At 70.8% G+C, this 25,238-nt stretch carries 29 protein-coding genes and 4 tRNA genes; 25 read left to right on the top strand and 8 right to left on the bottom strand.

Features of this window, described 5'->3' with window-relative positions; genetic code table 11:
• Positions 1 to 750 (top strand): sodium/proton-translocating pyrophosphatase (locus ACE3Q8_RS11645; protein ID WP_374470440.1); only part of this gene is annotated, 750 nt, incomplete at its 5' end.
• 78 nt (positions 751 to 828) lie between these two features.
• Here the strand turns inward: ACE3Q8_RS11645 and ACE3Q8_RS11650 are convergent.
• Positions 829 to 1,314, bottom strand: coding sequence for an outer membrane protein assembly factor BamE (locus ACE3Q8_RS11650; protein ID WP_374470441.1), 486 nt, complete (start codon positions 1,312 to 1,314; stop codon positions 829 to 831).
• A 106-nt stretch (positions 1,315 to 1,420) separates the two neighbouring features.
• On the opposite strand from ACE3Q8_RS11650, the gene ACE3Q8_RS11655 reads away from it, so the two are divergent.
• The 6 genes from ACE3Q8_RS11655 to ACE3Q8_RS11680 all read left to right on the top strand — a co-directional run bounded on the left by ACE3Q8_RS11655 (position 1,421) and on the right by ACE3Q8_RS11680 (position 5,438).
• Complete coding sequence (locus tag ACE3Q8_RS11655; RefSeq protein WP_374470442.1) at positions 1,421 to 1,948, top strand: ubiquinol-cytochrome C chaperone family protein; 528 nt, start codon at positions 1,421 to 1,423, stop codon at positions 1,946 to 1,948.
• Entirely contained in the window at positions 1,945 to 2,466 is a 522-nt protein-coding gene (locus ACE3Q8_RS11660; RefSeq protein ID WP_374470443.1) for a DUF177 domain-containing protein, read from the top strand. The genes ACE3Q8_RS11655 and ACE3Q8_RS11660 overlap by 4 nt, the downstream gene beginning before the upstream one ends.
• 78 nt (positions 2,467 to 2,544) lie before the next feature.
• Positions 2,545 to 3,603, top strand: a complete 1,059-nt coding sequence (gene plsX / locus ACE3Q8_RS11665; RefSeq protein WP_374470444.1) for a phosphate acyltransferase PlsX — start codon at positions 2,545 to 2,547, stop codon at positions 3,601 to 3,603.
• Entirely contained in the window at positions 3,604 to 4,584 is a 981-nt protein-coding gene (locus ACE3Q8_RS11670) for a beta-ketoacyl-ACP synthase III (protein ID WP_374470445.1), read from the top strand. It begins immediately after the preceding gene.
• Between the two features lie 103 nt (positions 4,585 to 4,687).
• Positions 4,688 to 4,990 (top strand): integration host factor subunit alpha, encoded by a 303-nt coding sequence (locus tag ACE3Q8_RS11675; RefSeq protein ID WP_374470446.1) that lies wholly within the window; start codon positions 4,688 to 4,690, stop codon positions 4,988 to 4,990.
• 31 nt (positions 4,991 to 5,021) lie between these two features.
• Positions 5,022 to 5,438 carry a MerR family transcriptional regulator gene (locus tag ACE3Q8_RS11680; RefSeq protein ID WP_374470447.1) on the top strand — a complete coding sequence of 139 codons (417 nt, stop codon included), beginning with the start codon at positions 5,022 to 5,024 and terminating at the stop codon, positions 5,436 to 5,438.
• A 179-nt stretch (positions 5,439 to 5,617) separates the two neighbouring features.
• Here ACE3Q8_RS11680 and ACE3Q8_RS11685 read toward each other — a convergent pair.
• Both ACE3Q8_RS11685 and ACE3Q8_RS11690 read right to left on the bottom strand, forming a co-directional pair.
• A tRNA-Pro gene (locus tag ACE3Q8_RS11685) sits at positions 5,618 to 5,694 on the bottom strand.
• 87 nt (positions 5,695 to 5,781) lie between these two features.
• Entirely contained in the window at positions 5,782 to 5,985 is a 204-nt protein-coding gene (locus ACE3Q8_RS11690) for a DUF2842 domain-containing protein (RefSeq protein ID WP_374470448.1), read from the bottom strand.
• 97 nt (positions 5,986 to 6,082) lie between these two features.
• Between ACE3Q8_RS11690 and ACE3Q8_RS11695 the strand changes: the two genes are divergently transcribed.
• The 4 genes from ACE3Q8_RS11695 (at position 6,083) to argC (ending at position 9,302) form a co-directional block, all read left to right on the top strand.
• The gene (locus ACE3Q8_RS11695) at positions 6,083 to 7,114 is read left to right on the top strand and encodes a COX15/CtaA family protein (RefSeq protein WP_374470449.1); all 1,032 of its coding nucleotides are present in this window, start codon (positions 6,083 to 6,085) and stop codon (positions 7,112 to 7,114) included.
• A gap of 164 nt (positions 7,115 to 7,278) precedes the next feature.
• A complete protein-coding gene (rplM, locus tag ACE3Q8_RS11700; RefSeq protein ID WP_374470608.1) occupies positions 7,279 to 7,752 on the top strand; it encodes a 50S ribosomal protein L13 in 474 nt (157 codons plus the stop codon).
• Positions 7,752 to 8,243 carry a 30S ribosomal protein S9 gene (gene rpsI / locus ACE3Q8_RS11705; RefSeq protein ID WP_374470450.1) on the top strand — a complete coding sequence of 164 codons (492 nt, stop codon included), beginning with the start codon at positions 7,752 to 7,754 and terminating at the stop codon, positions 8,241 to 8,243. The genes rplM and rpsI overlap by 1 nt, the downstream gene beginning before the upstream one ends.
• Before the next feature lie 78 nt (positions 8,244 to 8,321).
• Positions 8,322 to 9,302, top strand: a complete 981-nt coding sequence (gene argC / locus ACE3Q8_RS11710) for an N-acetyl-gamma-glutamyl-phosphate reductase (RefSeq protein ID WP_374470451.1) — start codon at positions 8,322 to 8,324, stop codon at positions 9,300 to 9,302.
• On the opposite strand, the gene ACE3Q8_RS11715 is transcribed toward argC, so the two are convergent.
• Positions 9,299 to 11,515: a DPP IV N-terminal domain-containing protein gene (locus ACE3Q8_RS11715; RefSeq protein WP_374470452.1), complete on the bottom strand. Its 2,217-nt coding sequence runs from the start codon at positions 11,513 to 11,515 to the stop codon at positions 9,299 to 9,301. The genes argC and ACE3Q8_RS11715 overlap by 4 nt on opposite strands.
• A 90-nt stretch (positions 11,516 to 11,605) precedes the next feature.
• On the opposite strand from ACE3Q8_RS11715, the gene msrB reads away from it, so the two are divergent.
• Positions 11,606 to 12,094, top strand: coding sequence for a peptide-methionine (R)-S-oxide reductase MsrB (gene msrB / locus ACE3Q8_RS11720; RefSeq protein WP_374470453.1), 489 nt, complete (start codon positions 11,606 to 11,608; stop codon positions 12,092 to 12,094).
• On the opposite strand, the gene ACE3Q8_RS11725 is transcribed toward msrB, so the two are convergent.
• From ACE3Q8_RS11725 to ACE3Q8_RS11735, 3 genes are read right to left on the bottom strand one after another with little or no spacing between them, the layout of a single operon-like run.
• Positions 12,091 to 12,870, bottom strand: a complete 780-nt coding sequence (locus ACE3Q8_RS11725) for a GIN domain-containing protein (protein WP_374470454.1) — start codon at positions 12,868 to 12,870, stop codon at positions 12,091 to 12,093. The genes msrB and ACE3Q8_RS11725 overlap by 4 nt on opposite strands.
• A complete protein-coding gene (locus tag ACE3Q8_RS11730) occupies positions 12,867 to 13,448 on the bottom strand; it encodes a DUF1700 domain-containing protein (protein WP_374470455.1) in 582 nt (193 codons plus the stop codon). The genes ACE3Q8_RS11725 and ACE3Q8_RS11730 overlap by 4 nt, the downstream gene beginning before the upstream one ends.
• Entirely contained in the window at positions 13,445 to 13,771 is a 327-nt protein-coding gene (locus ACE3Q8_RS11735; protein WP_374470456.1) for a PadR family transcriptional regulator, read from the bottom strand. Before ACE3Q8_RS11735 ends, ACE3Q8_RS11730 begins: the two co-directional genes overlap by 4 nt.
• A 100-nt stretch (positions 13,772 to 13,871) precedes the next feature.
• Here ACE3Q8_RS11735 and ACE3Q8_RS11740 point away from each other — a divergent pair, with 100 nt between their 5' ends.
• Positions 13,872 to 14,642, top strand: coding sequence for a hypothetical protein (locus ACE3Q8_RS11740; RefSeq protein ID WP_374470457.1), 771 nt, complete (start codon positions 13,872 to 13,874; stop codon positions 14,640 to 14,642).
• Positions 14,643 to 14,781: 139 nt separating this feature from the next.
• On the opposite strand, the gene phaC is transcribed toward ACE3Q8_RS11740, so the two are convergent.
• Complete coding sequence (phaC, locus tag ACE3Q8_RS11745) at positions 14,782 to 16,791, bottom strand: class I poly(R)-hydroxyalkanoic acid synthase (RefSeq protein WP_374470458.1); 2,010 nt, start codon at positions 16,789 to 16,791, stop codon at positions 14,782 to 14,784.
• A 135-nt stretch (positions 16,792 to 16,926) separates the two neighbouring features.
• On the opposite strand from phaC, the gene ACE3Q8_RS11750 reads away from it, so the two are divergent.
• The 12 genes from ACE3Q8_RS11750 (at position 16,927) to ACE3Q8_RS11805 (ending at position 25,238) form a co-directional block, all read left to right on the top strand.
• Positions 16,927 to 17,325, top strand: coding sequence for a hypothetical protein (locus ACE3Q8_RS11750; RefSeq protein ID WP_374470459.1), 399 nt, complete (start codon positions 16,927 to 16,929; stop codon positions 17,323 to 17,325).
• Between the two features lie 121 nt (positions 17,326 to 17,446).
• Positions 17,447 to 18,667: an LL-diaminopimelate aminotransferase gene (locus tag ACE3Q8_RS11755; RefSeq protein ID WP_374470460.1), complete on the top strand. Its 1,221-nt coding sequence runs from the start codon at positions 17,447 to 17,449 to the stop codon at positions 18,665 to 18,667.
• Positions 18,664 to 19,947: a homoserine dehydrogenase gene (locus tag ACE3Q8_RS11760; RefSeq protein WP_374470461.1), complete on the top strand. Its 1,284-nt coding sequence runs from the start codon at positions 18,664 to 18,666 to the stop codon at positions 19,945 to 19,947. Before ACE3Q8_RS11755 ends, ACE3Q8_RS11760 begins: the two co-directional genes overlap by 4 nt.
• Positions 19,948 to 19,991: 44 nt before the next feature.
• On the top strand, positions 19,992 to 20,945 hold the full coding sequence (gene glpX, locus ACE3Q8_RS11765; protein ID WP_374470462.1) for a class II fructose-bisphosphatase: 954 nt from the start codon (positions 19,992 to 19,994) through the stop codon (positions 20,943 to 20,945).
• 98 nt (positions 20,946 to 21,043) lie between these two features.
• Positions 21,044 to 22,846, top strand: a complete 1,803-nt coding sequence (gene recJ / locus ACE3Q8_RS11770) for a single-stranded-DNA-specific exonuclease RecJ (RefSeq protein WP_374470463.1) — start codon at positions 21,044 to 21,046, stop codon at positions 22,844 to 22,846.
• 61 nt (positions 22,847 to 22,907) lie between these two features.
• Positions 22,908 to 22,982: transfer RNA gene (locus ACE3Q8_RS11775), tRNA-Glu, on the top strand.
• A 146-nt stretch (positions 22,983 to 23,128) separates the two neighbouring features.
• The gene (locus tag ACE3Q8_RS11780) at positions 23,129 to 23,722 is read left to right on the top strand and encodes a cold-shock protein (RefSeq protein ID WP_374470464.1); all 594 of its coding nucleotides are present in this window, start codon (positions 23,129 to 23,131) and stop codon (positions 23,720 to 23,722) included.
• A gap of 22 nt (positions 23,723 to 23,744) precedes the next feature.
• Positions 23,745 to 24,257: a DUF192 domain-containing protein gene (locus ACE3Q8_RS11785; RefSeq protein WP_374470465.1), complete on the top strand. Its 513-nt coding sequence runs from the start codon at positions 23,745 to 23,747 to the stop codon at positions 24,255 to 24,257.
• Positions 24,250 to 24,669 (top strand): PaaI family thioesterase, encoded by a 420-nt coding sequence (locus tag ACE3Q8_RS11790; protein ID WP_374470466.1) that lies wholly within the window; start codon positions 24,250 to 24,252, stop codon positions 24,667 to 24,669. The genes ACE3Q8_RS11785 and ACE3Q8_RS11790 overlap by 8 nt, the downstream gene beginning before the upstream one ends.
• 66 nt (positions 24,670 to 24,735) lie before the next feature.
• Positions 24,736 to 24,812 (top strand) — tRNA-Pro (locus ACE3Q8_RS11795).
• Positions 24,813 to 24,841: 29 nt separating this feature from the next.
• Positions 24,842 to 25,150: an ETC complex I subunit gene (locus tag ACE3Q8_RS11800; protein WP_374470609.1), complete on the top strand. Its 309-nt coding sequence runs from the start codon at positions 24,842 to 24,844 to the stop codon at positions 25,148 to 25,150.
• An 11-nt stretch (positions 25,151 to 25,161) separates the two neighbouring features.
• Positions 25,162 to 25,238 (top strand) — tRNA-Arg (locus ACE3Q8_RS11805).

A 25,238-nucleotide genomic window follows, 5' to 3' on the forward strand; every position in this document is an offset into this window, starting at 1 on the left:
GCGGTCGGCAACACCACCAAGGCGGTGACCAAGGGCTATGCCATCGGCTCGGCCGGCCTCGGCGCGCTGGTGCTCTTCGCGGCCTATACCGAGGACCTGAAGTTCTTCTCGGCCAACGCCGCGCCGGGGTCGTTCTTCGAGGACGTGGGCACGGTCGCCTTCGACCTCTCCAACCCCTACGTGGTGGTCGGGCTGCTGTTCGGCGGCCTGCTGCCGTTCCTGTTCGGCGGCCTCTCCATGACCGCGGTCGGCCGGGCGGCGGAAGCCGTGGTCGCCGAGGTCCGGCGGCAGTTCAAGGAGAACCCGGGCATCATGACCGGGGAGGTGAAGCCGGAGTACGGCCGGGCGGTGGACATCCTCACCCGCGCCGCCATCCGCGAGATGATCGTGCCGAGCCTGCTGCCGGTGGTCACGCCGGTGCTGCTGTTCTTCCTGATCAACGCCATCGCCGGCAAGGCCGACGCCTTCGCGGCGCTCGGCGCCATGCTCATGGGCGTCATCGTCACAGGCCTCTTCGTGGCCATCTCGATGACCTCCGGCGGCGGCGCCTGGGACAACGCCAAGAAGCTGATCGAAGAAGGCCACTTCGGCGGCAAGGGGTCCGACGCCCACAAGGCGGCGGTCACCGGCGACACGGTCGGCGATCCCTACAAGGACACGGCGGGACCTGCGGTGAACCCGATGATCAAGATCACCAACATCGTGGCCCTGCTGCTGCTGGCGGTCCTGGCCCACGGCGCGATCGGCTGATCGCGACCTTTCCGGCAACGGAAAACGCCCCGGAGAGCGATCTCCGGGGCGTTGTTCTTTTCAGGAGGGGCTGAAGCCCTAGCGGCGGTCGCCCGGCCGGGTGCCGGGGACGCCCTCGTCGTCGCGCGGCAGCATGCCGCCGCGGCCGACGGTGCCCAGGAGCTGCTCGAGCACGGTCATCTCGCGCCCGCGCGTCGGGGTCTCGCGGTTGTTGTAGGCGATCACCTTGCCGTCCTTGAGCGTGTAGTGGTTCACGCTCTCCACCGCCTCGGTCTCCTTGTTGAAGGTGATGGCGGTGACGTTGCGGGCGGTCACCTGCGGCCGGCGGAAGGCGACCCGCTGCTTCACCTGGTTCATGTAGAACCAGACGTTCGGGTCGAAGGTGGAGGTGGCCGACGGCGAGCCCAGCTTGCCGCGCACGGTGGACTTGGTGTCGGTGCCGACCACCACGTCCTTGGGGTCCGATTCGATGGCCTGGAAGCCGGAGTAGGTGGTGATGGGCGCGCAGGCGGCCGTGGTCAGCAGACCGAGGGCGACGGCGGCGAAGGCGGCGCGGCGAAACATGTTCGGACGGGACCCGTTGCTTGTTCGAGGCTTTGACCTATCTGTCGCCGCCCACTAGTTCAACGGCTGCTTTAGCCGCGCCCCTGGGGCGAAATCGAGGCCGCGCATGCTCCAGCGCCTGTTCCGACCAAGACCTGCCCGGGAGATGGGGCGCGCGCTCTACGCCGCCGCCGTGTCCCAGTCGCGCACGCCTGCGCTCTACGAGCGCCTCGGCGCGCCTGACACCGTGGAGGGCCGATTCGAGGTCTACAGCCTCCACGTCGTGCTCCTGCTCGACCGGCTGCAGGGGCAGGGCGAGGCCGCTGCCGAGACCTCGCAGGCGGTGTTCGACACCTTCGTGAAGTCGCTGGACGACGCGCTGCGCGAGATGGGCGTCGGCGACCTCTCGGTGGGCAAGAAGATGCGCAAGCTCGGCGAGGCCTTCTTCGGCCGGGTGAAGAACTACCATGCCGCCTTCGGCAGGCTGCCGGACGCCGCCGACCTCGAGGCGGTGATCGCCCGGACCGTCTACGCAGAGGCCGACGCCGCCCACGCGCCGGCCATGGCGCGCTACGCCGTCGCCCAGCGCGAGGCGCTCGCCGCCCAGCCGCTGGAGCGGCTTCTGAAGGGCGAGGTGGAGTGGACGCAGCCATGACCGCAGACTGGACCAGGCCGCTCCGCCTGCACGAGCTCGCCCGCGGGCCGGTCACCGTCGACCTCGCGCCCGACGCCGACCAGCGCGCCAAGGTGGCCAAGGACCTCGGGCTGGAGAGCCTGCCGGCGCTCACCGCCACGGTCACCGTGAAGCCCTGGCTGGACGGCGTCGAGGTGACCGGCCGGTTCAGGGCCGTGGTCGAGCAGGTCTGCTCGGTGACCCTCGACCCCTTCGAGCAGCCCCTGGAAGGCGAGATCGCCGTGAAGGCCGTGCCGGCCGGCAGCCCCAACGCCGCCACCGGCGAGGGCGGGGAGGTGGAGCTCGACCCCGACGCCGAGGATCCGCCCGACGTGCTGCAGGCCGACTCCGTGGACGTCGCCGGCTACGTCGTGGAGCACCTGGCGCTGGAGATCGACCCGTTCCCGCGCAGGCCCGGGGCCGAGTTCGCCTACACGCCGCCCGTGGAGGAGGAATCCCCCTTCGCGGTGTTGAAGAAGCTGAAAGAACCCAAGGGCTAGACGGCCTCGTTTGCAACGCAGGAGCCGGGGGCGGTATCGTTCACAACGATTCCGCGCGGCCCAGGGACCAGGCGCCATTTGACTCAATCGCTGGTGATCTCGATCGACGCCATGGGCGGAGACCACGGCCCGTCCGTGGTGGCGCCCGGCGTGGCCAGGGCCATGGGCGTGCTGCCCGAGAAGGTCCGCTTCCTGCTGCACGGCGACGAGGCCGCGGTGCGCGCCGAGCTGTCGCGCTGCAAGGTCGCGTCCGACCGGGTGGAGGTGCGCCACACCGACAAGGTCGTCGCCATGGACGAGAAGCCCGCCCAGGCGCTCCGCCGGGCCAAGGGCACGTCCATGTGGAACGCCGTCGAGGCGGTCCGAGAGGGCGAGGCGATCGCCGCCGTCTCCTGCGGCAACACCGGCGCCCTTATGGCCATCTCCAAGCTGATCCTGCGGATGCGGGCTGACCTGGAGCGGCCGGCGCTGGTCGCCGGCATCCCGACGCCGCGCGGCGTGACCACCTTCCTCGACGTGGGCGCCAACGTCGACTGCGACGCCGAGCGGCTGGTGGAGTTCGCCATCATGGGGGAGGCCTACCACCGGGCGGTGCACAAGGCGGCCCGGCCGACGGTGGGCATCCTCAACGTCGGCTCCGAGGACATGAAGGGCCACGAGGAGGTCCGCGAGGCCCACCGGGTGCTGCGCGAGGGCGGCCTCGACCTGGCCTACAAGGGCTTCGTCGAGGGCGACGACATCACCAAGGGCGCCGTCGACGTGGTGGTCACCGACGGCTTCACCGGCAACGTGGCCCTGAAGGCCATGGAAGGCGCCGCGCGGTTCATGACCGCCGAGCTGAAGGGCGCGCTGACCGGCGGCCCGCTGGCCATGGCCGGGGCCTTGCTGGCCCAGGGTTCGCTGCGCCGCTTCCGCGACCGGATGAGCCCGCCGGGCGCCGCCCCGCTGCTCGGCCTGAACGGCATCGTGCTGAAGTGCCACGGCGGCGCCGCGCCCAAGGACATCTCCGAGGCGCTCCGTGTCGCACTGGATCTCGCCCAAAGCGACTTCGCCGCCGAGATCGAACGGAATATGACGAGGCTGCCTGCCGCGCTCGCCGACGCGAGCCCGGCGCCAGCCGCCGATGGAGCCGCCTGAGTGCCCAAGGTCCTGCGTAGCGTCGTGACGGCCGTGGGCGGCTACCTGCCCGAACAGGTGGTCACCAACGACGAGCTGGCGAAGGTGGTCGACACTTCCGACGAGTGGATCCGCGAGCGCACCGGCATCGAGCAGCGCCACAAGGTGCGCGACGACCAGCCGGTCTCCGACCTCGCCGTGGCCGCCGCCCGCCAGGCGCTAGAGCGCGCCGGTCGCACCGCCGCCGACGTCGACCTGATCGTCGTCGCCACCACCACGCCGGACCTGACCTTCCCCGCCACCGCCGCCATCGTGCAGCGCAAGCTGGGCTGTCCCGTGGGCATCGCCTTCGACGTCCAGGCGGTGTGCTCGGGCTTCGTCTACGCCCTGTCCGTGGCCGACGGCTTCGTCGCCCGCGGCCGCTCGAAGTGCGCCCTGGTGATCGGGGCTGACGCCATGACCCGGTTGATGGACTGGACCGACCGCGGCACCTGCGTGCTGTTCGGCGACGGGGCAGGCGCCGTGGTGGTCGAGCCCATGGAAGGCGAGGGGACCCCGGACGACCGCGGCCTGATCGGCTTCGCCTTGCGCTGCGACGGGACCAAGCAGGATCTGCTCTACGTCGACGGCGGCGCCTCCACCGACGGCCGCATCGGCCATCTGCGGATGCAGGGTAACCAGGTGTTCCGCCACGCCGTGGTGAACATTTCCGAGGCGATCAACGCCGCGGCCGCCGACGCCGGCGTCGACGTCTCCACCGTCGACTGGTTCATCCCGCACCAGGCCAACCTGCGCATCCTGCAGGGCGTGGCCCACCGCTGCGGCATCGATGAGGACAAGGTGGTCACCACGGTCATGCGCCACGCCAACACCTCGGCCGCCTCGATCCCGCTGGCGATGAACGCGGCGGTGGAGGACGGGCGCATCCGGCCGGGCCAGCTCCTGCTGATGGAAGCCATGGGCGGCGGCCTGACCTGGGGCGCCTGCGTGGTGCGGCTTTAGCGGCGGTCCTTAACCGCGTCACACAATCTGGGCCTTGAAGTCCTTGACGGGACAAGACTATCAAAAGGCCATGAACAGCATCGCTGCGGGAAACGGGGTAAGGATGAAGGGCGCGACGGTGACCCGGGCCGACCTGTGCGAGGCGGTCCATGAAGAGGTTGGCCTGACACGCCAAGATTGCAGCGAGCTGGTCGAGCGCGTCCTCGAGCTGATGTGCCAGGCCCTCGAGAAGGGCGAGCAGGTCAAGCTGTCGGGCTTCGGCGTCTTCCAGGTCCGCGCCAAGCGCGCCCGCATGGGGCGCAATCCCAAGACCGGCGAGCCGGCCGCCATCGAGCCGCGCCGCGTCATCGGCTTCCGCGCCTCGCAGGTGATGAAGGCGCGGGTCGACCGCGCCCTCTCCCAGTGATCATGGCCGCGGTGAGGACCGCGTAAGGCTCATGGCCAAGGGCCCGGAAGCCTTTCGGACAATCTCCGAGGCGGCCGACGAGCTGAACGTGCCGCAGCATGTGCTGCGGTTCTGGGAAACCAAGTTCTCCTTCATCCGGCCCATGAAGCGGGCCGGAGGGCGGCGGTTCTACCGGCCGCAGGACATTGCCGTGCTCAAGGGCGTGCGCCGCCTGCTGCACGACGAGGGCTACACCATCAAGGGCGTCCAGCGCCTCCACCGCGAGCAGGGCGTCCGCCGCCTGGTCTCGGCCGGGGAGGGCGAGCGCGTCGACGCGCCGGCTCCGCAGGACGCCGAGGCGGCCCAAGGCGCTCACGAAGTCTCCGACGCCGCCCGCAGCCGCCTGGCCGCCACCCTCGGCGAACTGGAAGCCATCAAGGCCAGGCTGGACGGGCTGCTGCGCGGCTAGTCTCTCAACCCATCGGTCGCCATCGCCGGATTGTCCCGGCCGGCATGGACGCCGCCGCCTCTTGGGTCGCGCCGGCGTCGGCGCGCATCCCTCGCGGACGCCGAGCTCATGGATCACCGGGACAAGCCCGGCGACGACGATCGCCCTGGAAATGGAAGGATAATCTCGCCGCCGGCCGATGGTCGGAGCGGCGGGATTCGAACCCACGACCCCTTGACCCCCAGTCAAGTGCGCTACCAGGCTGCGCTACGCTCCGCAGGCCGGTCGGCGAGGCGCGCCTTATAGGCAGGGCCGGGGCGGCGCGGCAATCCCCAAACCGCCGCAATCCCCAACCGGCGCAGGCTCAGCGCCCGCTGTTCATCCAGCGGAACAGGGGCAGGATCGGCACGCCCCACAGCACGCCGGCCAGGACATAGTAGACGAGCTGGGCGGCCCAGTGCCTCGGCACGTGGTCGCCGATCGTGGCGACGAGCGCGATGTAGGCCACCATGAACGCCAGCAGGGCGAACAGGCCGACGAGCTTCCGGGCGCGGGCGGTTTCGAGCATGTGCGCCTCATATCCGTCGCCGGGCGTGGACGGAACCGCCGTTTCCGGCTAGCAGGCCCGCCCAAGTTCAGCCTGAAAGCGGCGCAATTTCGGCTCCATGACCTCGTTCCTGCGTTCCGACCGGTCCCAGGCGGTCGCCATCTGGCTCTTCGCCGTCGCCGCCCTCGTGCTGGCGATGGTGGTGGTCGGCGGGGCGACCCGGCTGACCGACTCCGGCCTCTCGATCACCGAGTGGCGGCCGGTCACCGGCGCCGTGCCGCCGCTCTCCGAGGCCGACTGGCGCCAGGAGTTCGCCGAGTACCAGCGGATCCCGCAGTACCAGCAGGTCAACCGCGGCATGAGCCTCGGCGAGTTCAAGGAGATCTACTGGTGGGAGTGGGGCCACCGGCTGCTCGGCCGGATCGTGGGCCTGGCCTTCTTCGTCCCCTTCCTGGCCTTCGCCATTCGCCGGCAGATCCCGAGCCGGCTCTACATCCGGCTCGCCGTGCTGTTCGTGCTGGGCGGTCTGCAGGGCGCCATCGGCTGGTGGATGGTGGCGAGCGGGCTCTCCGAGCGCGTCTCGGTGGCGCCGGAGCGGCTGATGGTCCACCTGGGCCTCGCCTTCGCCCTCCTGGGGGCGCTCGTCTGGACGGCGCTGGACGCCTGGGCCGGCTGGGCCCGCCAGACCCTGCCGAGCCCCTGGGGCCGGCGGGCGCTGCTGCTGATGGGGCTGATCTTCTTCCAGATCCTGCTGGGCGCGCTGGTCGCCGGCAACGACGCCGGCTTCGTCTACAACGACTTCCCGCTGTTCGCCGGCAAGCTGTGGCCGGAGGACTACCTGGGCGACGGTCTCTGGGCGACGCTGGCCCACAGCCAGGGCGCGGTGCAGGCCCACCACCGGATCGTCGCCTATGTGCTCACCGTGGTGGCGGTGCTGATCGGCTGGAGCGCCTGGCGCTCGCGCTACCTCGCCCGGGAATCCAAGCTGCTGGCGCTCGCCACCGCCGGCGTCGTCGTCGCCCAGGCGCTGCTCGGGATCGCCACCCTCATGGCCCGGGTGCCCATCGGGCTCGGCATCGCCCACCAGCTCCTGGCGGCGGTCGCCCTTTGCCTTTCGGTGGCGTTCGCCTGGCGGGTGCGCCGCATTTAGCGCGGTATTATGATACCGCGATTGCTAAGTCACTGAAACGACGGATAAATCCGGTGAGGGCGCGATTTTGCGGCTGTTGACTTTGCCGCTGGGCTCGCGCATATGCGCCGCCTCACGTCGGGGCGCGTAACGGTCCCGCGCAAACTACGGATCGCACCCTCATGCTGAAGAGCACCACGGCTTCGCTGAAGCCGGCCGAGGTCGAGAAGAAGTGGATCGTGATCGACGCCCAGGACGCCGTGGTCGGCCGCCTGGCTTCGTTCATCGCCATGCGTCTTCGCGGCAAGCATCGGCCCGACTACACCCCGCACGTCGACTGCGGCGACTTCGTCGTCGTCGTCAACGCCGACAAGGTGAAGTTCACCGGCAAGAAGCTCTCCGACAAGATCTTCTACTGGCACACCGGCCACCCGGGCGGCGTGAAGCAGCGCACCGCCGGCCAGATCCTCGGCGGCAAGTATCCCGAGCGCGTGCTCGAGAAGGCTGTCGAGCGCATGCTGCCCAAGGAAAGCCCGCTGGCCCGCAAGCAGATGACGCACCTGCGCATCTACACGGGCGCGGAGCATCCGCACGAGGCCCAGAACCCCGAGACCATCGCGTTCGCCGACCTGAACGCCAAGAACGTGCGGAGCGCGTAATGAGCGAAGCCAACACGACCGAAGCCACCGGCTTCGACGCCCTGAAGGGCCTCGGCACGCAGGCCGGCGAGGAAGCCGCCGTCCGCGAGCCGAAGATCGACGCCCAGGGCCGCGCCTATGCGACCGGCAAGCGGAAGAACGCCATCGCCCGCGTCTGGATCAAGCCGGGCAAGGGCCAGATCACCATCAACGGCCGCGACCAGGCGATCTACTTCGCCCGCCCGGTGCTGCGCATGATGATCGCCCAGCCGTTCGAACTCTCGGACCGCAGCGGCCAGTTCGACGTGATCTGCACCGTGGAAGGCTCCGGCCTTTCCGGCCAGGCCGGCGCCGTCCGTCACGCGATCTCCAAGGCCCTGACCAACTACGAGCCCGGCCTGCGCGCCGTGCTCAAGCCGCACGGCCTGCTGACCCGCGACCCGCGCGTCGTCGAGCGGAAGAAGTACGGCAAGGCCAAGGCCCGCCGCAGCTTCCAGTTCTCGAAGCGCTAAGTCTCGCGCGGCCTACGCACGAGTTTGGAGGGCGCTTCGGGAGACCGGAGCGCCCTTTCTCTTTGTCCGGAGTCCACCATGGCCCACACGGTCTTCATCGACGGCGAAGCCGGCACCACCGGCCTGCAGATCCGCGAGCGGCTGGAGCGCCGCACAGACCTCGAGATCGTTTCGATCGATCCCGAGCGCCGCAAGGATCCGGAGGCCCGCCGCGAGCTGCTGAACGCGGTCGACGCCGTGGTGCTCTGCCTGCCGGACGACGCCGCGCTGGAGGCGGTGGAGATGATCACCTCGCCGCGGGTGCGGGTGGTGGACGCCTCCACCGCGCACCGGACGGCGCGCGCCTGGGCCTACGGTTTCCCGGAGATGGACAAGGGCCAGCGCGACCAGATCCGTCGGGCGCTGCGCGTCTCCAATCCCGGCTGCTATCCGACGGGCTTCATCGGCCTCGTGCGGCCGCTCGTTGAGGCGGGGCTGATCCCGGCCGACTTCCCGCTCACCGTCAACGCGGTCTCCGGCTACTCCGGCGGCGGCAAGGGCCTGATCGCCGAGTTCGAGTCCGCGCCGCCCCCGCCCGGCACGAACGACGCCTTCCGCACCTACGGCCTGACGCTCGCCCACAAGCACGTGCCCGAGATGCAGATGCACGGCGGCCTGACCCATCCGCCACTGTTCGCGCCGGCGGTCGGCCGCTACGCCCAGGGCATGCTGGTGGACGTGCCGCTGCAGCTCTGGGCGCTGCCCGGCAAGCCGGGTCCGGCCGATCTGCACGTGGCGCTCGAGGCCGCCTACGCCGGCGAGCGGTTCGTCGAGGTGGCGAGCGGCGCGGAGTGCGCCGAGCTCCAGAAGGCCCGCGCCGGCGCGGCGGGCTACGTCGCGGCCCTCGACCCGGAGGCGCTGAACGGCACCAACCGGATGCGCCTGTTCGTGTTCGGCTCGGCCGACGGCCGCCAGGCCCGCCTGGTCGCCCAGCTCGACAACCTGGGGAAGGGGGCCTCTGGCGCCGCCGTCCAGAACCTCAACCTGATGCTCGGGCTCGACGAGGGCGCGGGGCTTTAGTCCGCGCCCTTCAGCTTGCGGTCGAAGAAGTCGAGGGTGGTCCGCAGGCGGTGCAGGCGGTTCGTCGGGGTCCAGCCGCCCCGGTGGCGCAGGCCCGGATAGACCATGGTCTCGAACGGCTTGCCCTGCGCCTGCAGGGCGTAGAGCACCCGCGTGGTGTGGTCGAAGGTGACGTTGTCGTCGGCCATGCCATGGGTGATCATGAGGGCGCCGGGCTTCAGGTTCCCGAGCCTCGGCAGCACGTCGGACGCCTTGTAGCCCGCCGCGTTGTCGGCCGGCGTGCCCATGTACCGCTCGGTGTAGTGGGTGTCGTAGAGCGTCCAGTCCGTCACCGGCGCGCCCGAGACGCCGGCCTTGAACGGTGTGTCCGGGGCGGTCAGCAGCAGCAGGGTCATGTAGCCGCCATAGGACCAGCCGGTGACGCCGATCCGGCCGGCGTCCACGTAGGGCAGGGTCTGCAGGTAGCGGGCGCCGGCGAGCTGGTCGTCCACCTCGATCTGGCCGAGCCGCCGGTCGATGGCCGTCTTGAACTTCACCGAGCGGAAGGGCGTGCCGCGGTTGTCCAGCCGGAACAGGATGTAGCCCGCCTCGAGGTAGAGCAGGTCCTCCGGCTCGCTCCAGCCCTTGATGGTCCGCGACGAGCCCGGCCCCCCGTAGACCTGCACGATCACCGGATACGTCTTGCTGGGGGCGAAGCCCGGCGGCGTGCGCATGGACCAGACCAGCGGCTGGCCGTCGGCGGCCTTGATGGTCCCGTACTGCGTGGCCGCGTAGCGGCCGGCGTAGGGCGCGAAGGGGTGGCCCGCGTCCAGCCGGTTCTCCTCGATCCAGCGGACGAACCGGCCGTCGGCGGCGTAGAGGCCGGTGCGCGGCGGCGTCACCGGGTCGGCGTAGGTCCCGACGAAGGCGCCCGACTTGCCGACCGTCGCGGTCCACCAGCCGCCGGCCGGGGTCAGCGCCACGGGCTCGGCGGGCTTGCGGTAGCTGACCCGGTAGAGCCGCCGCTCGTTCGGGGCGTCGCGGGTGGCGGAGAACACCACCACGCCCTGGGCCTCGTCCACCGCCTCGATCTTGTCCACCGGCCAGTCGCCGCGGGTCACCTGGCGGACCAGCCGGCCGTCGCGGTCGTGCAGGTAGAGGTGGCGGAAGCCGGACCGCTCCGAGCTCCAGAGGAAGCCGCCGTCTTTGAGCGGCTTGAAGTCGTCGGTGAGGTCCACCCAGTGCGGGCTGGTCTCGGTGAGGATCGTCCGCGCCGCGCCGGTCGCCGGGTCCACGGCCAGCAGGTCGAGGCGGCGCTGGTCGCGCGTCTGGCGCTGGACGTAGAGCGTGCGCCCGTCCTTCGCCCAGGCCACCCGCGCCAGGTAGACGTCCGGGTCGGCGCCGAGGTCGACCTTCGTCCGCCGGCCGCTCGCCACGTCCTGCACATAGAGCTCGACCCGGGCGTTCGGGCGCCCGACGCGCGGATAGCGCTGGGCGACGATGGTCGCGCCGGCGGCGCCCACCTCCGGCCGGTCCACCACGTCGACGCCGGACTGGTCCACGAGCGCGACGGCGACCCGCGCGTCGTCCGGGCTCCACCAGTAGCCGGTGGAGCGGTCCATCTCCTCCTGGGCGATGAACTCGGCGGTCCCCCAGCTCTTCAGCTCTGTCCCGCCCTCGGTGAGCGCCCGCTCGGGCCCGCCGCCGGTCGGCGTCACATAGAGGTTGTCGTCGCGGACGTAGGAGACGAAGCCGCCCTTCGGCGAGACCTTGGCGTCGATCTCGTCGCCGGGCGTGCGGGTGAGCTGGCGGGCCTGGCCGCTGGCCGGCTCGTAGAGCCACAGGTCGCCCTCCACGGGCGCCAGCACGAAGCGGCCCTGTTCGTCCCAGTCGTATTCGATGACCCCGCGGGTCTTCACCCCGGCGCGCTCCCGCCGGGCCTTCTCGGCCTCGGAGAGCTCGCGGCCGTCCGGCGCGAGCTTGCGCCCGTCCAGCAGCATGCGCGGCGCGCCGCCGGCCGTGTCGGCGGCCCACAGGTCGGTGATCGTCAGGTCGTCGGCCCGGTCCTTGAGGTAGGTCACCGTCCGCCCGTCGGGCGAGAACTTCACGCCCCGCGCGCGCGGTCCGGAGAGGTCGGGACTGGCGAACACCCGCTCGGCGGTCAGGGCCGTGGTCTGGGCGAGGGCAGGGGCGGCGCAGAGCGTGGCGGCGAGCGCCGCGGCGAGGGTCTTCATGCCCCTTGTTGAACAGGCCGGCCGCCGGAAGGCAATCCGCCGGCGAACGCCGGGCTTGCATCCGGCCCGTGGCGGGCCACTTCATTCCGTATGGAAACCCTCGACCGCCGCCGCTTCCTGCTGATGTCGGCCCTGGCCTGCGCCGCGCCGGCCGCGCCCGCGCTCGCCGCCAACGACCGCTACGCCGCCTCGCCCTACCGCAGGCTCACCGACGCCGACTGGAAGAGGCGCCTGTCCCCCGACGCCTACCGGGTGCTCCGGCACGAAGCCACCGAGCGGCCGGGCTCCAGCCCGCTGAACCACGAGAAGCGCCGCGGGACCTTCCACTGCGCCGGCTGCGGCCTCGCGATGTTCAAGTCCGACTTCAAGTTCGAGAGCGGCACCGGCTGGCCGAGCTTCTTCCGGGTGCTGCCGGGGGCCATCGGCACCAAGGTGGACAACACCCTCGGCATGCGCCGGACCGAGTACCACTGCGCCCAGTGCCTCGGCCACCACGGCCACCTGTTCCCCGACGGGCCGAAGCCCACCGGCCTGCGCTACTGCAACAACGGCCTGGCGCTGACCTTCCGGCCAGCCTAGGTCGCGGCCGCCGGCGCCTCGGCCGGCTCCTGCCGCACCGTGCCGGACCCGGAGATGTCCGAGGTCACCCGGGCCGGGCGGGTCAGCAGGGTGATGTCGCCCGAGCCCGAGATGTCCAGGTCTGCGGCCTCGGTGGGCGCGATGCGGGCTTCGCCGGAGCCGGAGATGTCCACCTTCGCCTCGACCGTCTTGAGAGCGCCCAGGTCGGCCTCGCCCGAGCCCGAGATGTCCAGCTCCAGCGCGCGGGCCTCGCCGCGGGCCTCGACCTCGGAATCGCCCGACAGCTCCAGGGCCAGCCGGTCCTGCCGGTAGTCGTTGATGGTGAGCTGGTCCGAGCCGCTGAGGCGGAAGCGGGTGACGCCCGGCGCGGTCATGACGATCTGCAGCCGCCCGCGGCCGTGCCGGAAGCCGTCGTACGAGATCCGCCCGTCGTCGCCGATCTCCACCCGCTCCACGGCCCGCTGCGGACCGGTGATGGTGAGTTTCGCAGGGCCGGGGGCCTGGGTGTAGACCACGTCGGCCGCCACATCGAGGTCGAGGGTGTCCGCGCCCGTCCAGGCGAGCTCGCGGGTCGTCTGCGGCCCGAGCGCGCCGTCGCCCATCCCGTCATGGCGGCCGTGCCGCCCGTGCCGGTCGTGGTCATCCCAGTCCCAGTCCCAGGAGCTCCAGGCGCCGCGGGCGATCGCCTCGGGCCCGCCGATGGCCACGGCCGTGGAGAGGGTCACCACGGAGAGCAGGAAGCCGGCTCCGGCGATCATCAGGAGGGGGCGGATCATGGCGCGACTCCCTGGGGTTGCGGTTCGAGCGCCGGCTTGAGCAGCCGGTAGTGCAGACGCCCGTACCAGACGAGCGCGTTCATCAGGCCGATCACCACGATGGTCAGCAGCGCGCCGACCGAGGCCGCGCCCGACATCATGCCGATGCCGGCGAGCATGGCGGCCACCGGTCCGCCCGGCGGATCGGTGAATGGGCCGAGGGCGAAGACGCCGCCGCCGACGAAGAACACCGCGATCACCGCGATGCCGATGCCGAAGATGGCGCCGCCGATCCCCATCAGGAGCGGCAGGAGGAAGATGATGTCGATGGCCCCCAGGCCGAGCAGGGCGAGGATGGCCCCGCCGGCGGAGGAGGGGTTCCGCTCCTGCTCCCAACGGCGCAGGCCGTGTTCGGCGCGCAGCTCGCGGGCCAGCCGGCTCGGGTCGCCGAGCGCCTCGGCCACGTCCGCCTCGCTGCGGCCGGCGGCGGCGCCGTCGGCGAAGTGGGTCTCGTAGTCGGCCACGATGTCGGCGATGGTGTGGGCCGGTAGGCCCGCCAGTCCCTCACGTAGCCTCGCCAGGAACGCCTGACGGGTCATTGCGCCTCTCCCAGGATGTCTTCGACGGCGCCGGAGAAGGATCTCCAGGCCGCCTTCTGTGAAGCCAGGCTGCGCGTCCCGGCCTCGGTGAGCCGATAGTACTTCCGCGGCGGACCGGCCGACGATTCGACGAGGTAGGTCTCCACCAGGCCGTCGGTCTGCAGGCGCCGCATGAGCGGGTAGATGGTGCCTTCGCCCATGCCGATGGCGTCGGCCAGGCGGCTGGCGATTTCGTAGGCGTAGCTGTCGTGCTGCGAGAGCAGCGCCAGCACGCAGAGCTCGAGAGCTCCCTTCTTCAGCTGGATTTCGATGGCTTCGGGCACGAGCGCCTCCTCGCGATCTAGATATCGCAAGGTAGCGTGTCACGCAAGGTAGTGGGCGTTACAAGTTAGTAAGCTTGCGCGGAACGGCTAAGCTCGCCGGATGAGGATCTGGCTCGCGCTCTTCGCCCTGCTGCTGGTGGCCGGCTGCGCCCGTCCGCCGCTCGACCCGGCCGCCGACCGCCTGGCGCGCGACTTCCATGGGGCGGTGCGCTCGGGCGACTGGGCCCGCGTCGAAGCCGTGCTCGCGCCCGACTTCGCCCACACCTCCGACCGGCGCGCCAGCTTCGAGCAGGTCCGCCGCGCCCTGCCGGCGGGCCAGCCCCGCGAGGCGCGGGTCGTGGGATGGTCCAAGGGGCAGGGCGGGGTGCTCTCGGCCCTCCACCTCTACCGGTTCGGCGACAGCGACGTGGTGGTTCAGACCACGCTCCGGCCAGAAGGGGCGAGGCTGAAGGTCGCCGGCTTCGTCGCCAACCGCCTGCCGCCGGGCCAACTGGAGGCCAACCGCTTCACCTTCGCCGGCAAGAGCGCCCGGCACTACGGGTTCCTGGTCTCGGCCTTCCTCAGCCCCCTGGTCATGGTGGCGGTGGCCGCCATGGCGGCCATGGCGCGCGGCCTGCGCTTCAAGCTCGCCTGGATGGCGCTTGCCCTGGTGGGCGTGGGCCAGGCCTGGTTCAACTGGACCACGGGGGAGGGCGGCTTCACCTTCGCCCAGCTCAGCCTGGTCAACGTCGGCTTCGGCCGCGCCACGGACATCTCCCCCTGGATCATCCGCTTCTCGGCGCCCGCCGGCGCCCTGCTGGTGCTCGCACGGCTGCTGACTCTCAGGGACGCCGTCCTCTCCCCCGCGCCGAAGGCCGAGGGGAGAGGGTAGGGAGGGCGGCTCGGCCCCTCCGGCCACCGCCGTCCGATTGAGGGCCCTCGGCAGCGAGGGGTGGCGGGCCTGCGCCGCACCACCCACTCTCGGTCGCTCCCCCGCGCTGCGCGTCGGGGGGGAGGAGTTCAGCGCGCGATCAGCTCTTCACCTTCACATACTCGCCCGGCGCGTCGCCCAGCGGCTTCAGCGGCCCCTTGGCCGGGTCGCGGGCCGGGACCATGCCGCCCGACTTGGCCTTCAGCCACGCCGCCCAGTGCGGCCACCACGAGCCCGGCGCCTCCTTGGCCTGCGCCTGCCAGTCCTCCAGCCTCGCGGGCAGCTCGTCGGAGGTCCAGTGCTGGTACTTCTTGGCGGCCGGAGCGTTGATCACGCCGGCGATGTGGCCCGAGCCCGCCATGGTGAAGGTCACCGGCCCCCCGAACAGCTTGGCGCTCTTGTAGACCGAACGGGCCGGGGCGATGTGGTCCTCCTTGGACGACTGCATGTAGATCGGGATCTTCACATCGCCGAGGCTGAGCTTCACCCCGTCCAGCGTCAGCTCGCCCTTGGACAGCGCGTTCTCGCCGTAGAACTTGCGCAGGTAGAACATGTGCAGGGTCTTGGGCATCCGCGTCTGGTCGGAGTTCCAGAACAGCAGGTCGAACGGCTTGGGCTCGCGGCCCAGCAGGTAGTTGTTCACGAAGAACGACCAGATCAGGTCGTTGGCGCGCAGCATGTTGAAGGTGTCGGCCATGGCCTGGCCGGAGAGGACGCCGCCGCCCTCGTCCATCTTCTGCTCGAGGGTCTTCAGCCACTCCTCGTTGGTGAACAGCAGGAGGTCGCCGGCTTCCGAAAAGTCGTGCTGGGCGGCGAAGAAGGTGGCCGAGGCGATCGGCTGCACGCCCTTGGCGGCCATGTGCGCCAGGCTCGCGCCCAGCAGTGTCCCGCCGATGCAGTAGCCGACGGTGTTCACGTGCGGCACGCCGCACTGCTCCATGGCCGCGGCCGTCCCGGCGTAGATCCCCTCGCGCATGTAGTCTTCGAAGGTCTTGGTCGAGAGGCTGGCGTCGGGGTTCACCCACGAGGCCACGAACACGGTGAAGCCCTGGTCGGCGAGCCAGCGGATCATCGAGTTCTCGGGCCGCAGGTCCAGGATGTAGAACTTGTTGATCCAGGGCGGGAAGATCACCAGCGGGATCTCGTGCGCCTGCTCGGTCGTCGGGCTGTACTGGATCAGCTCGATGATCTCGTTGCGGAACACGACCTTGCCGGGCGCGGTGGCGACGTTCTCGCCGATCCGGAACATCTCGTAGTCGGTCTGGGCGATGGCGAGCTGGCCCCCGCCGCGCTCCAGGTCCGCGGCGAAATTCTCGATGCCGCGCACCAGGCTCTCGCCGCCCGAGGCCATCAACTCGCGCAGCGCGGCCGGGTTGGACGTCAGGAAGTTCGACGGCGAGAAGGCGTCCGTCAGCATCTTCATGAAGAACTCGGCCCGACGCTTCTCCATCGGGTCCACGCCCTCCACCTGGCCCACCAGGCTGTTCAGCCAGTCGGAGGTGATCAGGTAGGACTGCTTGATCGCGTCGAAGGCGGGATTGTCCGTCCACTCCGGGTCGGCGAAGCGCTTGTCGCCCTTGGGCGGGGCCGCCACCGGCGCGGCGGTGCCGTCGTGCAGTCGCCGGGCGGTCGCCTGCCAGAGGTCCATGTAGCGGGTGAAGAGGTCGGCCTGGGCCCGCATCAGCTTGTCGGGCTGGGCGGCGAGGCGGCCCATCACCTCGGTCAGCGCGGGGCCGACATGGAACGGGTCCGGCGTCAGGGCGGGCGGGCGCTCGGCGTTGCGCAGCGCCATCTCGGCGAGCACGCCCTGCGCCGCCACCGCCGCGCGGGCGAGGTTAGCCGACAGCTTCTCGAGCTGGCCGCGCTGTTCGGCGGTGAGGGCGGCGAGGTCGAAGCCCCCGGCGGCGGGCCCGGGCGGCGGAGCGGCGGGCTGGGCCGGCGCGGCCTCGGGTGTCGCCGCGGCGACGGGCGCCTCGGTGGCGGCGATCTCGGCCGAGACGTCCTCGGGCAGCGGCGGCTTCTCGAAGGTCGCGGGCTCCGCCGACTTGACGGCGCCGCCCTTGGCTTTCCCGCCCCTCGGGCTGCTGGGATCGACCGTCTGCTCGCTCATCTGGCGTTTCCTTCCCGCGGCGAAGGCTCTGCGCCCTTCCACCGCTTCCGATCATCGCATAAGACCTTAGCGGAGATGACTCCGCTCGCCCGTCTTTTTCTGAACGCCGTTCCAAGCTCCACGGCTGCGCGCCTCGTGGCTTGCGCCGGCGCGGGCGCGCTGCTCAGCGGCTGCGTCGGCGACGTCTTCTCCGACGCCAAGGTGGATCCGGCTTCGCCCGTGGCTGGCGAGGTGGCGAAGCTCACCCGCGCGGACGGCGACTACCCGAGCTTCCGGGAGATCCCGGCGCCGCCGAAGGACGTACGTCCGAAGCGGCTCTACGGCCAGGCGGCCGATGAGATCGAGCAGTCCCGTGCGGCGCTGGAGCGCGACACCGCCCCCTCGAGCTGGACCCTGCAGAACACCGATACCTTCGCCGCCGGCGCCCGCCGCGCGGCCGGTCCGGACGACGCGCCGGCTCCCGCCCGGGGGACCGAAGCTTTCGCGGAAGAGCTCCGTCAGCGAGCTACACCGCCCCCGCCGCCCAAGAACTAGGGCCTGCGGGGGCAAATTCTTCCAAACCATGGCTTGGCGGACTCCGGCCCGGAGTCTATCCATGCCGCGTCCTCAGCTCCCGGATAGCCGCACTGGGCAGCCCGCGGCCAAGAGCTTCGCAATGACCCCCGAGTTCCACCGTATCCGTCGCCTCCCGCCCTACGTCCTCGAGGAGGTGAACCGCATCAAGGCCCGCCTGCGCGCGCAGGGGACCGACATCATCGACTTCGGCATGGGCAATCCCGACATGCCGACGCCGAAGCACATCGTCGAGAAGATGATCGAGACCGCCCGCGACCCGAAGGCCGGGCGCTATTCGGCCTCGAAGGGCATCCCCGGCCTGCGCAAGGCCATGGCCGGCTACTACGGCCGCCGGTTCGGCGTGAAGCTGAACCCCGACACCGAGGTGATCGCCACCCTCGGCTCCAAGGAAGGCTTCGCCAACCTCGCCCAGGCGCTGACCGCGCCCGGGGACGTCATCGTCTGCCCGAACCCGGCCTATCCGATCCACGCCTATGGCTTCATCATGGCCGGCGGGGTGATCCGCCACGTGCCGGCGCACTCCCCCGAGGAGTACCTGGCCGGCGTCAGCCGGGCGGTGAAGCACTCCGCTCCGCCGCCGACCGTGCTGATCCTGTCCTATCCGTCGAACCCGACGGCCCAGTGCGTCGACCTCGACTTCTATAAGGACGCCATCGCGCTCGCGAAGAAGCACGACATGCTGGTGATCTCCGACATCGCCTACTCGGAGATCTACTTTGACGACAACCCGCCGCCGTCGGTCCTGCAGGTGGAGGGCGCCAAGGACATCGCCGTCGAGGTCAATTCGCTCTCCAAGACCTACGCCATGGCCGGCTGGCGCGTCGGGATGGTTGTCGGCAACGAGCGGATCTGCGCGGCCCTGGCGCGCGTGAAGTCCTACCTCGACTACGGCGCCTACACCCCGATCCAGGTGGCGGCGGCCACGGCGCTCAACGGCCCGCAGGACTGCGTCGACGAGATCCGGGCGATCTATAAGGCCCGCCGCGACTGCCTGGTGGAATCCATGCGCCGGGCCGGCTGGGACATCCCGGCGCCGCCCGCGTCCATGTTCGCCTGGGCCCCTGTCCCCGAGAAGTTCAAGGAGGCCGGCAGCCTGCTGTTCTCCAAGCTGCTGGTGGAGGAGGCCGGTGTCGCCGTCGCCCCCGGCGTCGGCTTCGGCGAGTATGGCGAGGGCTACGTCCGCGTCGGCCTCGTGGAGAACGAGCAGCGCATCCGGCAGGCGGCGCGCAACGTGAAGAAGTTCCTGGCCAACGCCGACCAGATCCTGGCGCGGGCCCACAACACTCTGGCGGCTCAATGAAAGACTGGCGTATCGGCGTCGCGGGCCTGGGCACGGTCGGCGCGGGCCTTCTCAATTTCCTCGCCGAGCGGCCGGGGTTCGCGCCGGCCGGCGGCCGGGCGGTGGTCACCGGCGTCTCGGCGCGTTCGCGGTCCCGGCCGCGGCCGTTCGACATCTCGAACCTGCCCTGGTTCGACGATCCCGTGGCGCTCGCCGCCTCGCCGGAGACCGACATCTTCGTGGAGCTGGTGGGCGGCTCCGACGGCCCGGCCAAGGCCGCCGTCGAGGCCGCGCTCAACGCCGGCAAGCCCGTGGTCACCGCCAACAAGGCGCTGATCGCCGAGCATGGCGCGGAGCTCGCCGCGCTTGCCGAGTCCAAGGGCGCGCCGCTGCTGTTCGAGGCGGCGGTGATGGGCGGCACGCCGGCGGTGAAGATGGTCCGCGAGGCCCTGGTCGGCGACGACCTGAAGTCGGTGGCCGGCATCCTCAACGGCACCTGCAACTTCATCCTGACCGAGATGGAGGCCACCGGCCGGTCGTTCGCCGAGGTGCTCGCCGAGGCCCAGCGCATGGGCTACGCCGAGGCCGATCCGACCATGGACATCGGCGGCTTCGACGCCGCCCACAAGATCTCCATCCTGGCGGCGCTGGCCTTCGGCTGCGCCCCCAACTACGCCGCCGCCGAGATCGAGGGCATCGACCAGGTCGACCTGCTCGACATCCGCATGGCCAAGGACCTGGGCTACCGGATCAAGCTGGTGGCCTCCGCCGAGCGCTCCGGCGACGGCGTGCTGGTCCGCGTTCACCCCTCGCTCGCGCCGCTGAATCACCCGCTGGCCCAGGCCGGGGGGGCGCTCAACGCGCTGTTCATCGAGGGGACCCGGGTCGGGCGGATCTTCGTGCAGGGACCGGGGGCGGGGGCGGGCCCGACCGCCGCCGCCGTGGCCGCCGACATCGCCGACGTGATGACCGGCGCGGTCCGCCCCGTGTTCCAGGCGCCGGCGGGGACGCTGGCGCCGTTCACGCCGGTCGATCCGTCGAAGACCACCGGCCGGGCCTACCTGCGCTTCCTCGTGAAGGACGAGCCGGGCGTCATCGCCGCCGTGTCCGAGACCCTGGCCGAGGCGGGCGTCTCCATCGAGAGCTTCCTGCAGAAGCCGGTGGAGGACGCCGGCGGCGTGCCGATCGTGCTCACGACCCATTCGGTGGCGGAATCGGTGCTGATGGCGGCGGTGGAGCGCATCGCGGAGCTGCCGGCGGTGCTCGAACGGCCAAGGCTGTTGCGAATCGCGCGTATCTGAGCCGGCGTGCTAAACCCCTCGGCGGGTTGGAGACGCAAAGAACAATGACGAACCAGGTCCTGGACCGCGGGCTGGTGCTCGACGCGGTCCGCGTCACCGAGGCCGCCGCCATCGCCGCCTGGCGACTGGTCGGCCGGGGCGACGAGATGGCCGCCGACCAGGCCGCCGTCGACGCCATGCGCACGGCGCTCAACGAGATCGACATCGACGGCGAGATCGTGATCGGCGAGGGCGAGCGCGACGAGGCCCCGATGCTCTACATCGGCGAGAAGGTCGGCCGCGGCGGCAAGCTGAAGATCGACATCGCGCTGGACCCCCTCGAGGGGACGACGCTGACGGCCAAGGCCATGCCCAACGCGCTGGCCGTGATGGCCTGGGCGCCAAAGGGGACCCTGCTGCACGCGCCCGACACCTACATGGACAAGATCGCCTGCGGGCCGGGATATCCGGCCGGGGTGATCGACCTCGACCGCACGCCGGCCGAGAACGTCCAGACCCTGGCTGACGCCAAGGGCGTCACGCCGGACCAGATCACCGTCTGCGTTCTGGACCGTCCGCGGCACGCCGAGATCATCGGCTCCCTGCGCGAGATCGGCGCCCGCGTGCACCTGATCGGCGACGGCGACATCGCCGGCGTCATCAACACCGCCGACCCGGCGACCGGCATCGACCTCTATCTGGGCTCCGGCGGCGCGCCCGAGGGCGTGCTGGCCTGCGCGGCCCTGAAGTGCGTCGGGGGCCAGTTCCAGGGCCGGCTGCTGTTCCGCAATCCGGACGAGCGGGCGCGCGCCCAGCGGCTCGGCGTCACCGACTTCGACAAGAAATACGACCTGCACGAGATGGTGCAGGCGGACGCGATCTTCGCCGCCACCGGCGTGACCAGCGGCGCGCTGCTCGACGGCGTGCGGCTGGAGGCCGGCTTCGTCCACACCCACACGCTGGTCATGAACTCCGCCACCCACACGGTGCGCGAGGTGCGGATGAAGCGGCCGGCCTGAGGTCTGCGTCCGTTTCTGACAGGCCCTGCGGCTACCCGTCGGCTGGCGACTCAGCCCTCGGTCGGCGGATACTGGCCGCCAGCGGACAGGAGACAGGCTTGGCGGACGGCAGCGGCCCCATCGGATTCCTCGGCGTCACCCGGTCGCTCTCGGGCCGCCGCTGGCGCGAGCGCGCCGCCGACGCCGACGTGGTCCGCCGCCATCAGCTCAGTCTCGGCCTCTCGGAGCCGCTGGCCCGCGCGCTCGCCGCCCGGGGCGTGGGCGACGGGCAGGGCGAGACCTACCTGAACCCGACGCTGAAGGCGCTCTTTCCCGATCCCTCCAGCTTCGCCGACATGGACCGCGCCGCCGCGGTCCTCGTGGACGCGCTCGAGCGCAAGCGGCCGATGGTCGTCTTCGCCGACTACGACGTGGACGGCGCCTCTTCGGCGGCCCAGCTCGTCCGCTGGTGCCGGGCCATGGGTTACGATCTGCCGATCTACGTCCCCGACCGGATCACCGAGGGCTATGGCCCGTCGCCCGCCGCCTTCCGCCGCCTGAAGGCCGAGGGCGCGGAGCTCGTCGTCACCGTCGACTGCGGCGCGGCCGCTCACGATGCGCTCGCCTGCGCCGCCGAGATCGGCCTCGACGTGGTCGTCATCGACCACCACCTCATGCGTGGCGAGGAGATCCCCAAGGTCGCCGCCCTGGTGAACCCCAACCGCCACGACTGCGGATCGGGGCAGGGGCATCTGGCGGCCGCCGGCGTGACCTTCGTCCTCCTGGCCGCCCTGAACCGCGAGGCCCGCCGCCGCGGCCTGTTCAACGAGAGCCTCGCCGAGCCGGACCTGCGCCAGTGGCTCGACCTCGCCGCCATGGGCGCCATCTGCGACGTCACCCAGCTCGTGGGCTTCAACCGCGCCATCGCGGCCCAGGGCCTGAAGGTCATGAGCCAGTGGCGCAACCCGGGCCTCAAGGCCCTCATGGATCTCGCCAAGGGCTCCGGCCCGGCCTCCACCTTCCATGTGGGCTTCCTGCTCGGCCCCCGGATCAACGCCGGCGGCCGCATCGGCCGCTCGGATCTTGGCGCCCGGCTCCTCTCAGGTGACGAACCCGAAGAAGTCCTCGCCCTGGCCGCCGAACTCGACGCCCTGAACGCCTCCCGCAAGGAGGTCGAGCGCGAGGTGATCGAGGCCGCCGTGACGCTCATCGAGCGCGGCATGAACGTCGATGACGAGGCCTGCATCCTGGTCGCCGCCGACGACTGGCACCCCGGTGTCATCGGCATCGCCGCCGGCCGGCTGCGCGAGCGCTACCGCAAGCCGGTGATCGTCGTCGGCGTCGACCGGGCCGCAAACGTGGGCAAGGGCTCCGGCCGCTCGCAGCCGGGCGTGAACCTTGGCCGTGCGGTCCAGGCGGCCTTCGACGAGGGGCTGCTGCTGGCCGGCGGCGGCCACGCGATGGCGGCGGGCCTGTCCGTCCGGCCCGACACGATTCCCGAGCTCCGCGCCTTCCTGAACGCGCGCCTGGCCGCCGAATCGGAGGCCGCCGCGGCCGACGACTGCCTGGACGTGGACGCCCTGGTCACCACCTCTGGGTGCACCCGGGCGCTCTGGCAGGACTTCCAGCGGCTGGCCCCGTTCGGGCCCGGCAATCCCGAGCCGCTGTTCGCGGCCGCCAACGTCCGTGTCGAACGGCCCATGGCGCTGCGCGGCGGCCACGTCCGCTGCACCCTGGCCGATTCGTCGGGCGGGAAGCTCAAGGCCGTGGCCTGGCGGGTGGAGGACACCGAAGCCGGCCGCCGCCTCCTCGCCGAAGGGGGCGCGATCCACGTCGTCGGCCGTCTGAAGGCGGACGATTGGCAGGGCCGGGAAGGGGTCGAATTCGAGATCGAGGATATCTCTGACCCTCGACGCACATGATCTTGCGAAGGGGGCTTGCAGGCCCGGAACAAGGCTTATATAGACCCGGCCTCGCGACCGCGGTCCCTTCGTCTATCGGTTAGGACGTCAGGTTTTCAACCTGAAGAGAGGGGTTCGACTCCCCTAGGGACTGCCATCGCTCCTCCCCAAAATGAGCACGAATTCCCGCCTGGCGGGCGCCCCGCGCGCAGATTCACGTTGACGCCGCCCCGATTAGGCGAACAGTGTTATAGTTGGCTCCAATCCATGTTCGGATGGGGGGTATCGGGGCCGAGGGGCGAAATGGCTGGCTTAGAGTTCGAACAGGTGGACGTGCAGGCGGTGGCCGTGCGGATCACCGGCCGCGTCAAATGGTTCGATGCGGGCAAGGGTTATGGCTTCATCGTCCCGGACGATCCCAGCCAGACCGATTTGAAGGACGTGCTGCTGCACGTCACCTCCCTTCGGAGTTCCGGCCGAGACAGCGCGCTCGAGGGTTCGGCCATCACCTGCGACGTGGTCCGCCGGCCCAAGGGCTGGCAGGTGGCCGAGGTGGTGGAGATCGACGAGAGCTGCGCGCCGCCGCCTGGCGAGCGGCGGGTCCGTGACGAGCACCGGCGGGACGGCTTCGGAGGCGGCGGGCTGATGAGCCGCGCGCCGCGCCGCCCGGTGCAGGCCACCGGCCCGCTGGAGCGCGCCAAGGTGAAGTGGTTCAACCGGACGAAAGGCTACGGCTTCGTCGTCCGCGACGCCGAGCCGGGCGACATCTTCGTGCACATCGAGACCCTGCGCCGCTCGGGCATGGAAGACCTCCAGCCGGGCGACGACGTCATGGTCCGGTTCGCCGAAGGCCCGAAGGGACTTGTTGTCGCCGAGATCGAGTCCACTCTAGGCTGACCCGAACCCCGGAGTCGCTTTCTTGCTGAAGTTCACCGTTGGCCGGCGCGCCTTGGCGGCGCTGGCCCTTTCGCTCGTGCTGGCGCCCGCCGCCCAGGCTCAGGACATCCCGCGCCAGGATCCGGCCCGCTGCAAGGCTCAACCCGAGATCACGCCCCTCCAGCCGCTGCAGATCGTCACCCAGCGCGGCCGCGCGAGCTTCCAGGTGGAGGTGGCCGCGACGGAGAAGCAGCGCCAGTACGGCATGATGTGCCGCAAGAGCATGGCTCCGGACCGGGGGATGCTGTTCGCCTTCTCCCGGCCGCAGGAGATGGCCTTCTGGATGCGCAACACGCTCATCCCGCTGGACATCATCTACATCCGGCCGAACGGCGTGGTGCTTTCCGTCGTCGCCAACGCCCGTCCGCTGGACGAGAGCCTGCTGCCGTCCAACGGCGTGGCCATCGCGGCGCTCGAGATCCCCGGCGGCCGCGCGGCCCAGCTCGGCATCCTGCCGGGCGACCGGGTGATCCACCGGATGTTCACGGGTGGCTGAGGAGCAGATCCCCGAGCCGCCACCGGGGTTCGTGCTGTCGGAAGGCCGAGGCGCCTTCTCCAGCCACAATGGACCCTACTTCCACCGGCCGACCGACGACGGCTCCGTCGAACAGGCGTTCTTCGCGCTCAAGCGGCACACCAACGGCGTCGGCATTGTCCATGGCGGCATGTTGTCCGCCTTCATGGACGGCGTCCTGGCCGGCGCGGTCTGGCGGGGCGCGCGCCGCCGCGCGGTGACCATCCACCTGTCCATCGACTTCCTGCACATGGCGCGCGCCGGCGAGTGGATCGTGGGGGAGGGGCGGCTCACCCGCGCCACGCGCGATGTGGCCTTCGCGGAAGGGCGGGCCTACGTCGGCGGCACGGACGTGGTCCGCGCGTCCGGCGTGTTCAAGCTGATGGGCGGTTAGCCGCCGCGCCGCCTTCGCGTTTGCGGAAAGCCGAAAACGCCCATATTGCAGGGGCGCCGGCGTTTCCGGGGCGTAGCGCAGCCTGGTAGCGCATCTGCTTTGGGAGCAGAGGGTCGTGTGTTCGAATCACACCGCCCCGACCACGCCGGCCGATTGGAGTTTCGAGGACCACATGCTCGCGCGCATCTTCCGCCCGTCCAAGACCGCCATGCAGTCGGGCAAGCAGAAGACCTATGACTGGGTCCTGGAGTTCGAGCCCAGCGCGGCGCGGCGACCCGATCCGCTGATGGGCTGGACGCAGACCAGCGACACGGCCTCCAGCCAGGTCCGGCTGACCTTCGACACCAAGGAGGACGCGGTCCGCTACGCCGAGAGACACGGCATCGCCTTCCAGCTCATCGACCCGAAGCCGGCCAAGAAGATCATCAAGGCCTACGCCGACAACTTCGCATTTGGCCGGAAGATCCCCTGGACGCACTGACCCTCGAGTTCGCGCCCTTAGCTCAACCGGATAGAGCATCCGCCTTCTAAGCGGACGGTTGCAGGTTCGAGTCCTGCAGGGCGCGCCA

This window comes from Phenylobacterium sp. (assembly GCF_041913825.1).
Classification (GTDB): domain Bacteria; phylum Pseudomonadota; class Alphaproteobacteria; order Caulobacterales; family Caulobacteraceae; genus Phenylobacterium.

Coding starts and splice junctions, on each gene's coding strand:
- ACE3Q8_RS11695 (WP_374470449.1), top strand. CDS start 6,083: ATGACCTCGTTCCTGCGTTCCGACCGGTCCCAGGCGGTCGCCATCTGG.
- ACE3Q8_RS11740 (WP_374470457.1), top strand. CDS start 13,872: ATGAGGATCTGGCTCGCGCTCTTCGCCCTGCTGCTGGTGGCCGGCTGC.
- ACE3Q8_RS11650 (WP_374470441.1), bottom strand. CDS start 1,314: ATGTTTCGCCGCGCCGCCTTCGCCGCCGTCGCCCTCGGTCTGCTGACC.
- ACE3Q8_RS11655 (WP_374470442.1), top strand. CDS start 1,421: ATGCTCCAGCGCCTGTTCCGACCAAGACCTGCCCGGGAGATGGGGCGC.
- ACE3Q8_RS11675 (WP_374470446.1), top strand. CDS start 4,688: ATGAAGGGCGCGACGGTGACCCGGGCCGACCTGTGCGAGGCGGTCCAT.
- phaC (WP_374470458.1), bottom strand. CDS start 16,791: ATGAGCGAGCAGACGGTCGATCCCAGCAGCCCGAGGGGCGGGAAAGCC.
- msrB (WP_374470453.1), top strand. CDS start 11,606: ATGGAAACCCTCGACCGCCGCCGCTTCCTGCTGATGTCGGCCCTGGCC.
- ACE3Q8_RS11725 (WP_374470454.1), bottom strand. CDS start 12,870: ATGATCCGCCCCCTCCTGATGATCGCCGGAGCCGGCTTCCTGCTCTCC.
- ACE3Q8_RS11730 (WP_374470455.1), bottom strand. CDS start 13,448: ATGACCCGTCAGGCGTTCCTGGCGAGGCTACGTGAGGGACTGGCGGGC.
- rpsI (WP_374470450.1), top strand. CDS start 7,752: ATGAGCGAAGCCAACACGACCGAAGCCACCGGCTTCGACGCCCTGAAG.
- ACE3Q8_RS11800 (WP_374470609.1), top strand. CDS start 24,842: ATGCTCGCGCGCATCTTCCGCCCGTCCAAGACCGCCATGCAGTCGGGC.
- ACE3Q8_RS11660 (WP_374470443.1), top strand. CDS start 1,945: ATGACCGCAGACTGGACCAGGCCGCTCCGCCTGCACGAGCTCGCCCGC.
- glpX (WP_374470462.1), top strand. CDS start 19,992: ATGACGAACCAGGTCCTGGACCGCGGGCTGGTGCTCGACGCGGTCCGC.
- ACE3Q8_RS11690 (WP_374470448.1), bottom strand. CDS start 5,985: ATGCTCGAAACCGCCCGCGCCCGGAAGCTCGTCGGCCTGTTCGCCCTG.
- ACE3Q8_RS11780 (WP_374470464.1), top strand. CDS start 23,129: ATGGCTGGCTTAGAGTTCGAACAGGTGGACGTGCAGGCGGTGGCCGTG.
- ACE3Q8_RS11715 (WP_374470452.1), bottom strand. CDS start 11,515: ATGAAGACCCTCGCCGCGGCGCTCGCCGCCACGCTCTGCGCCGCCCCT.
- ACE3Q8_RS11680 (WP_374470447.1), top strand. CDS start 5,022: ATGGCCAAGGGCCCGGAAGCCTTTCGGACAATCTCCGAGGCGGCCGAC.
- ACE3Q8_RS11755 (WP_374470460.1), top strand. CDS start 17,447: ATGACCCCCGAGTTCCACCGTATCCGTCGCCTCCCGCCCTACGTCCTC.
- argC (WP_374470451.1), top strand. CDS start 8,322: ATGGCCCACACGGTCTTCATCGACGGCGAAGCCGGCACCACCGGCCTG.
- ACE3Q8_RS11760 (WP_374470461.1), top strand. CDS start 18,664: ATGAAAGACTGGCGTATCGGCGTCGCGGGCCTGGGCACGGTCGGCGCG.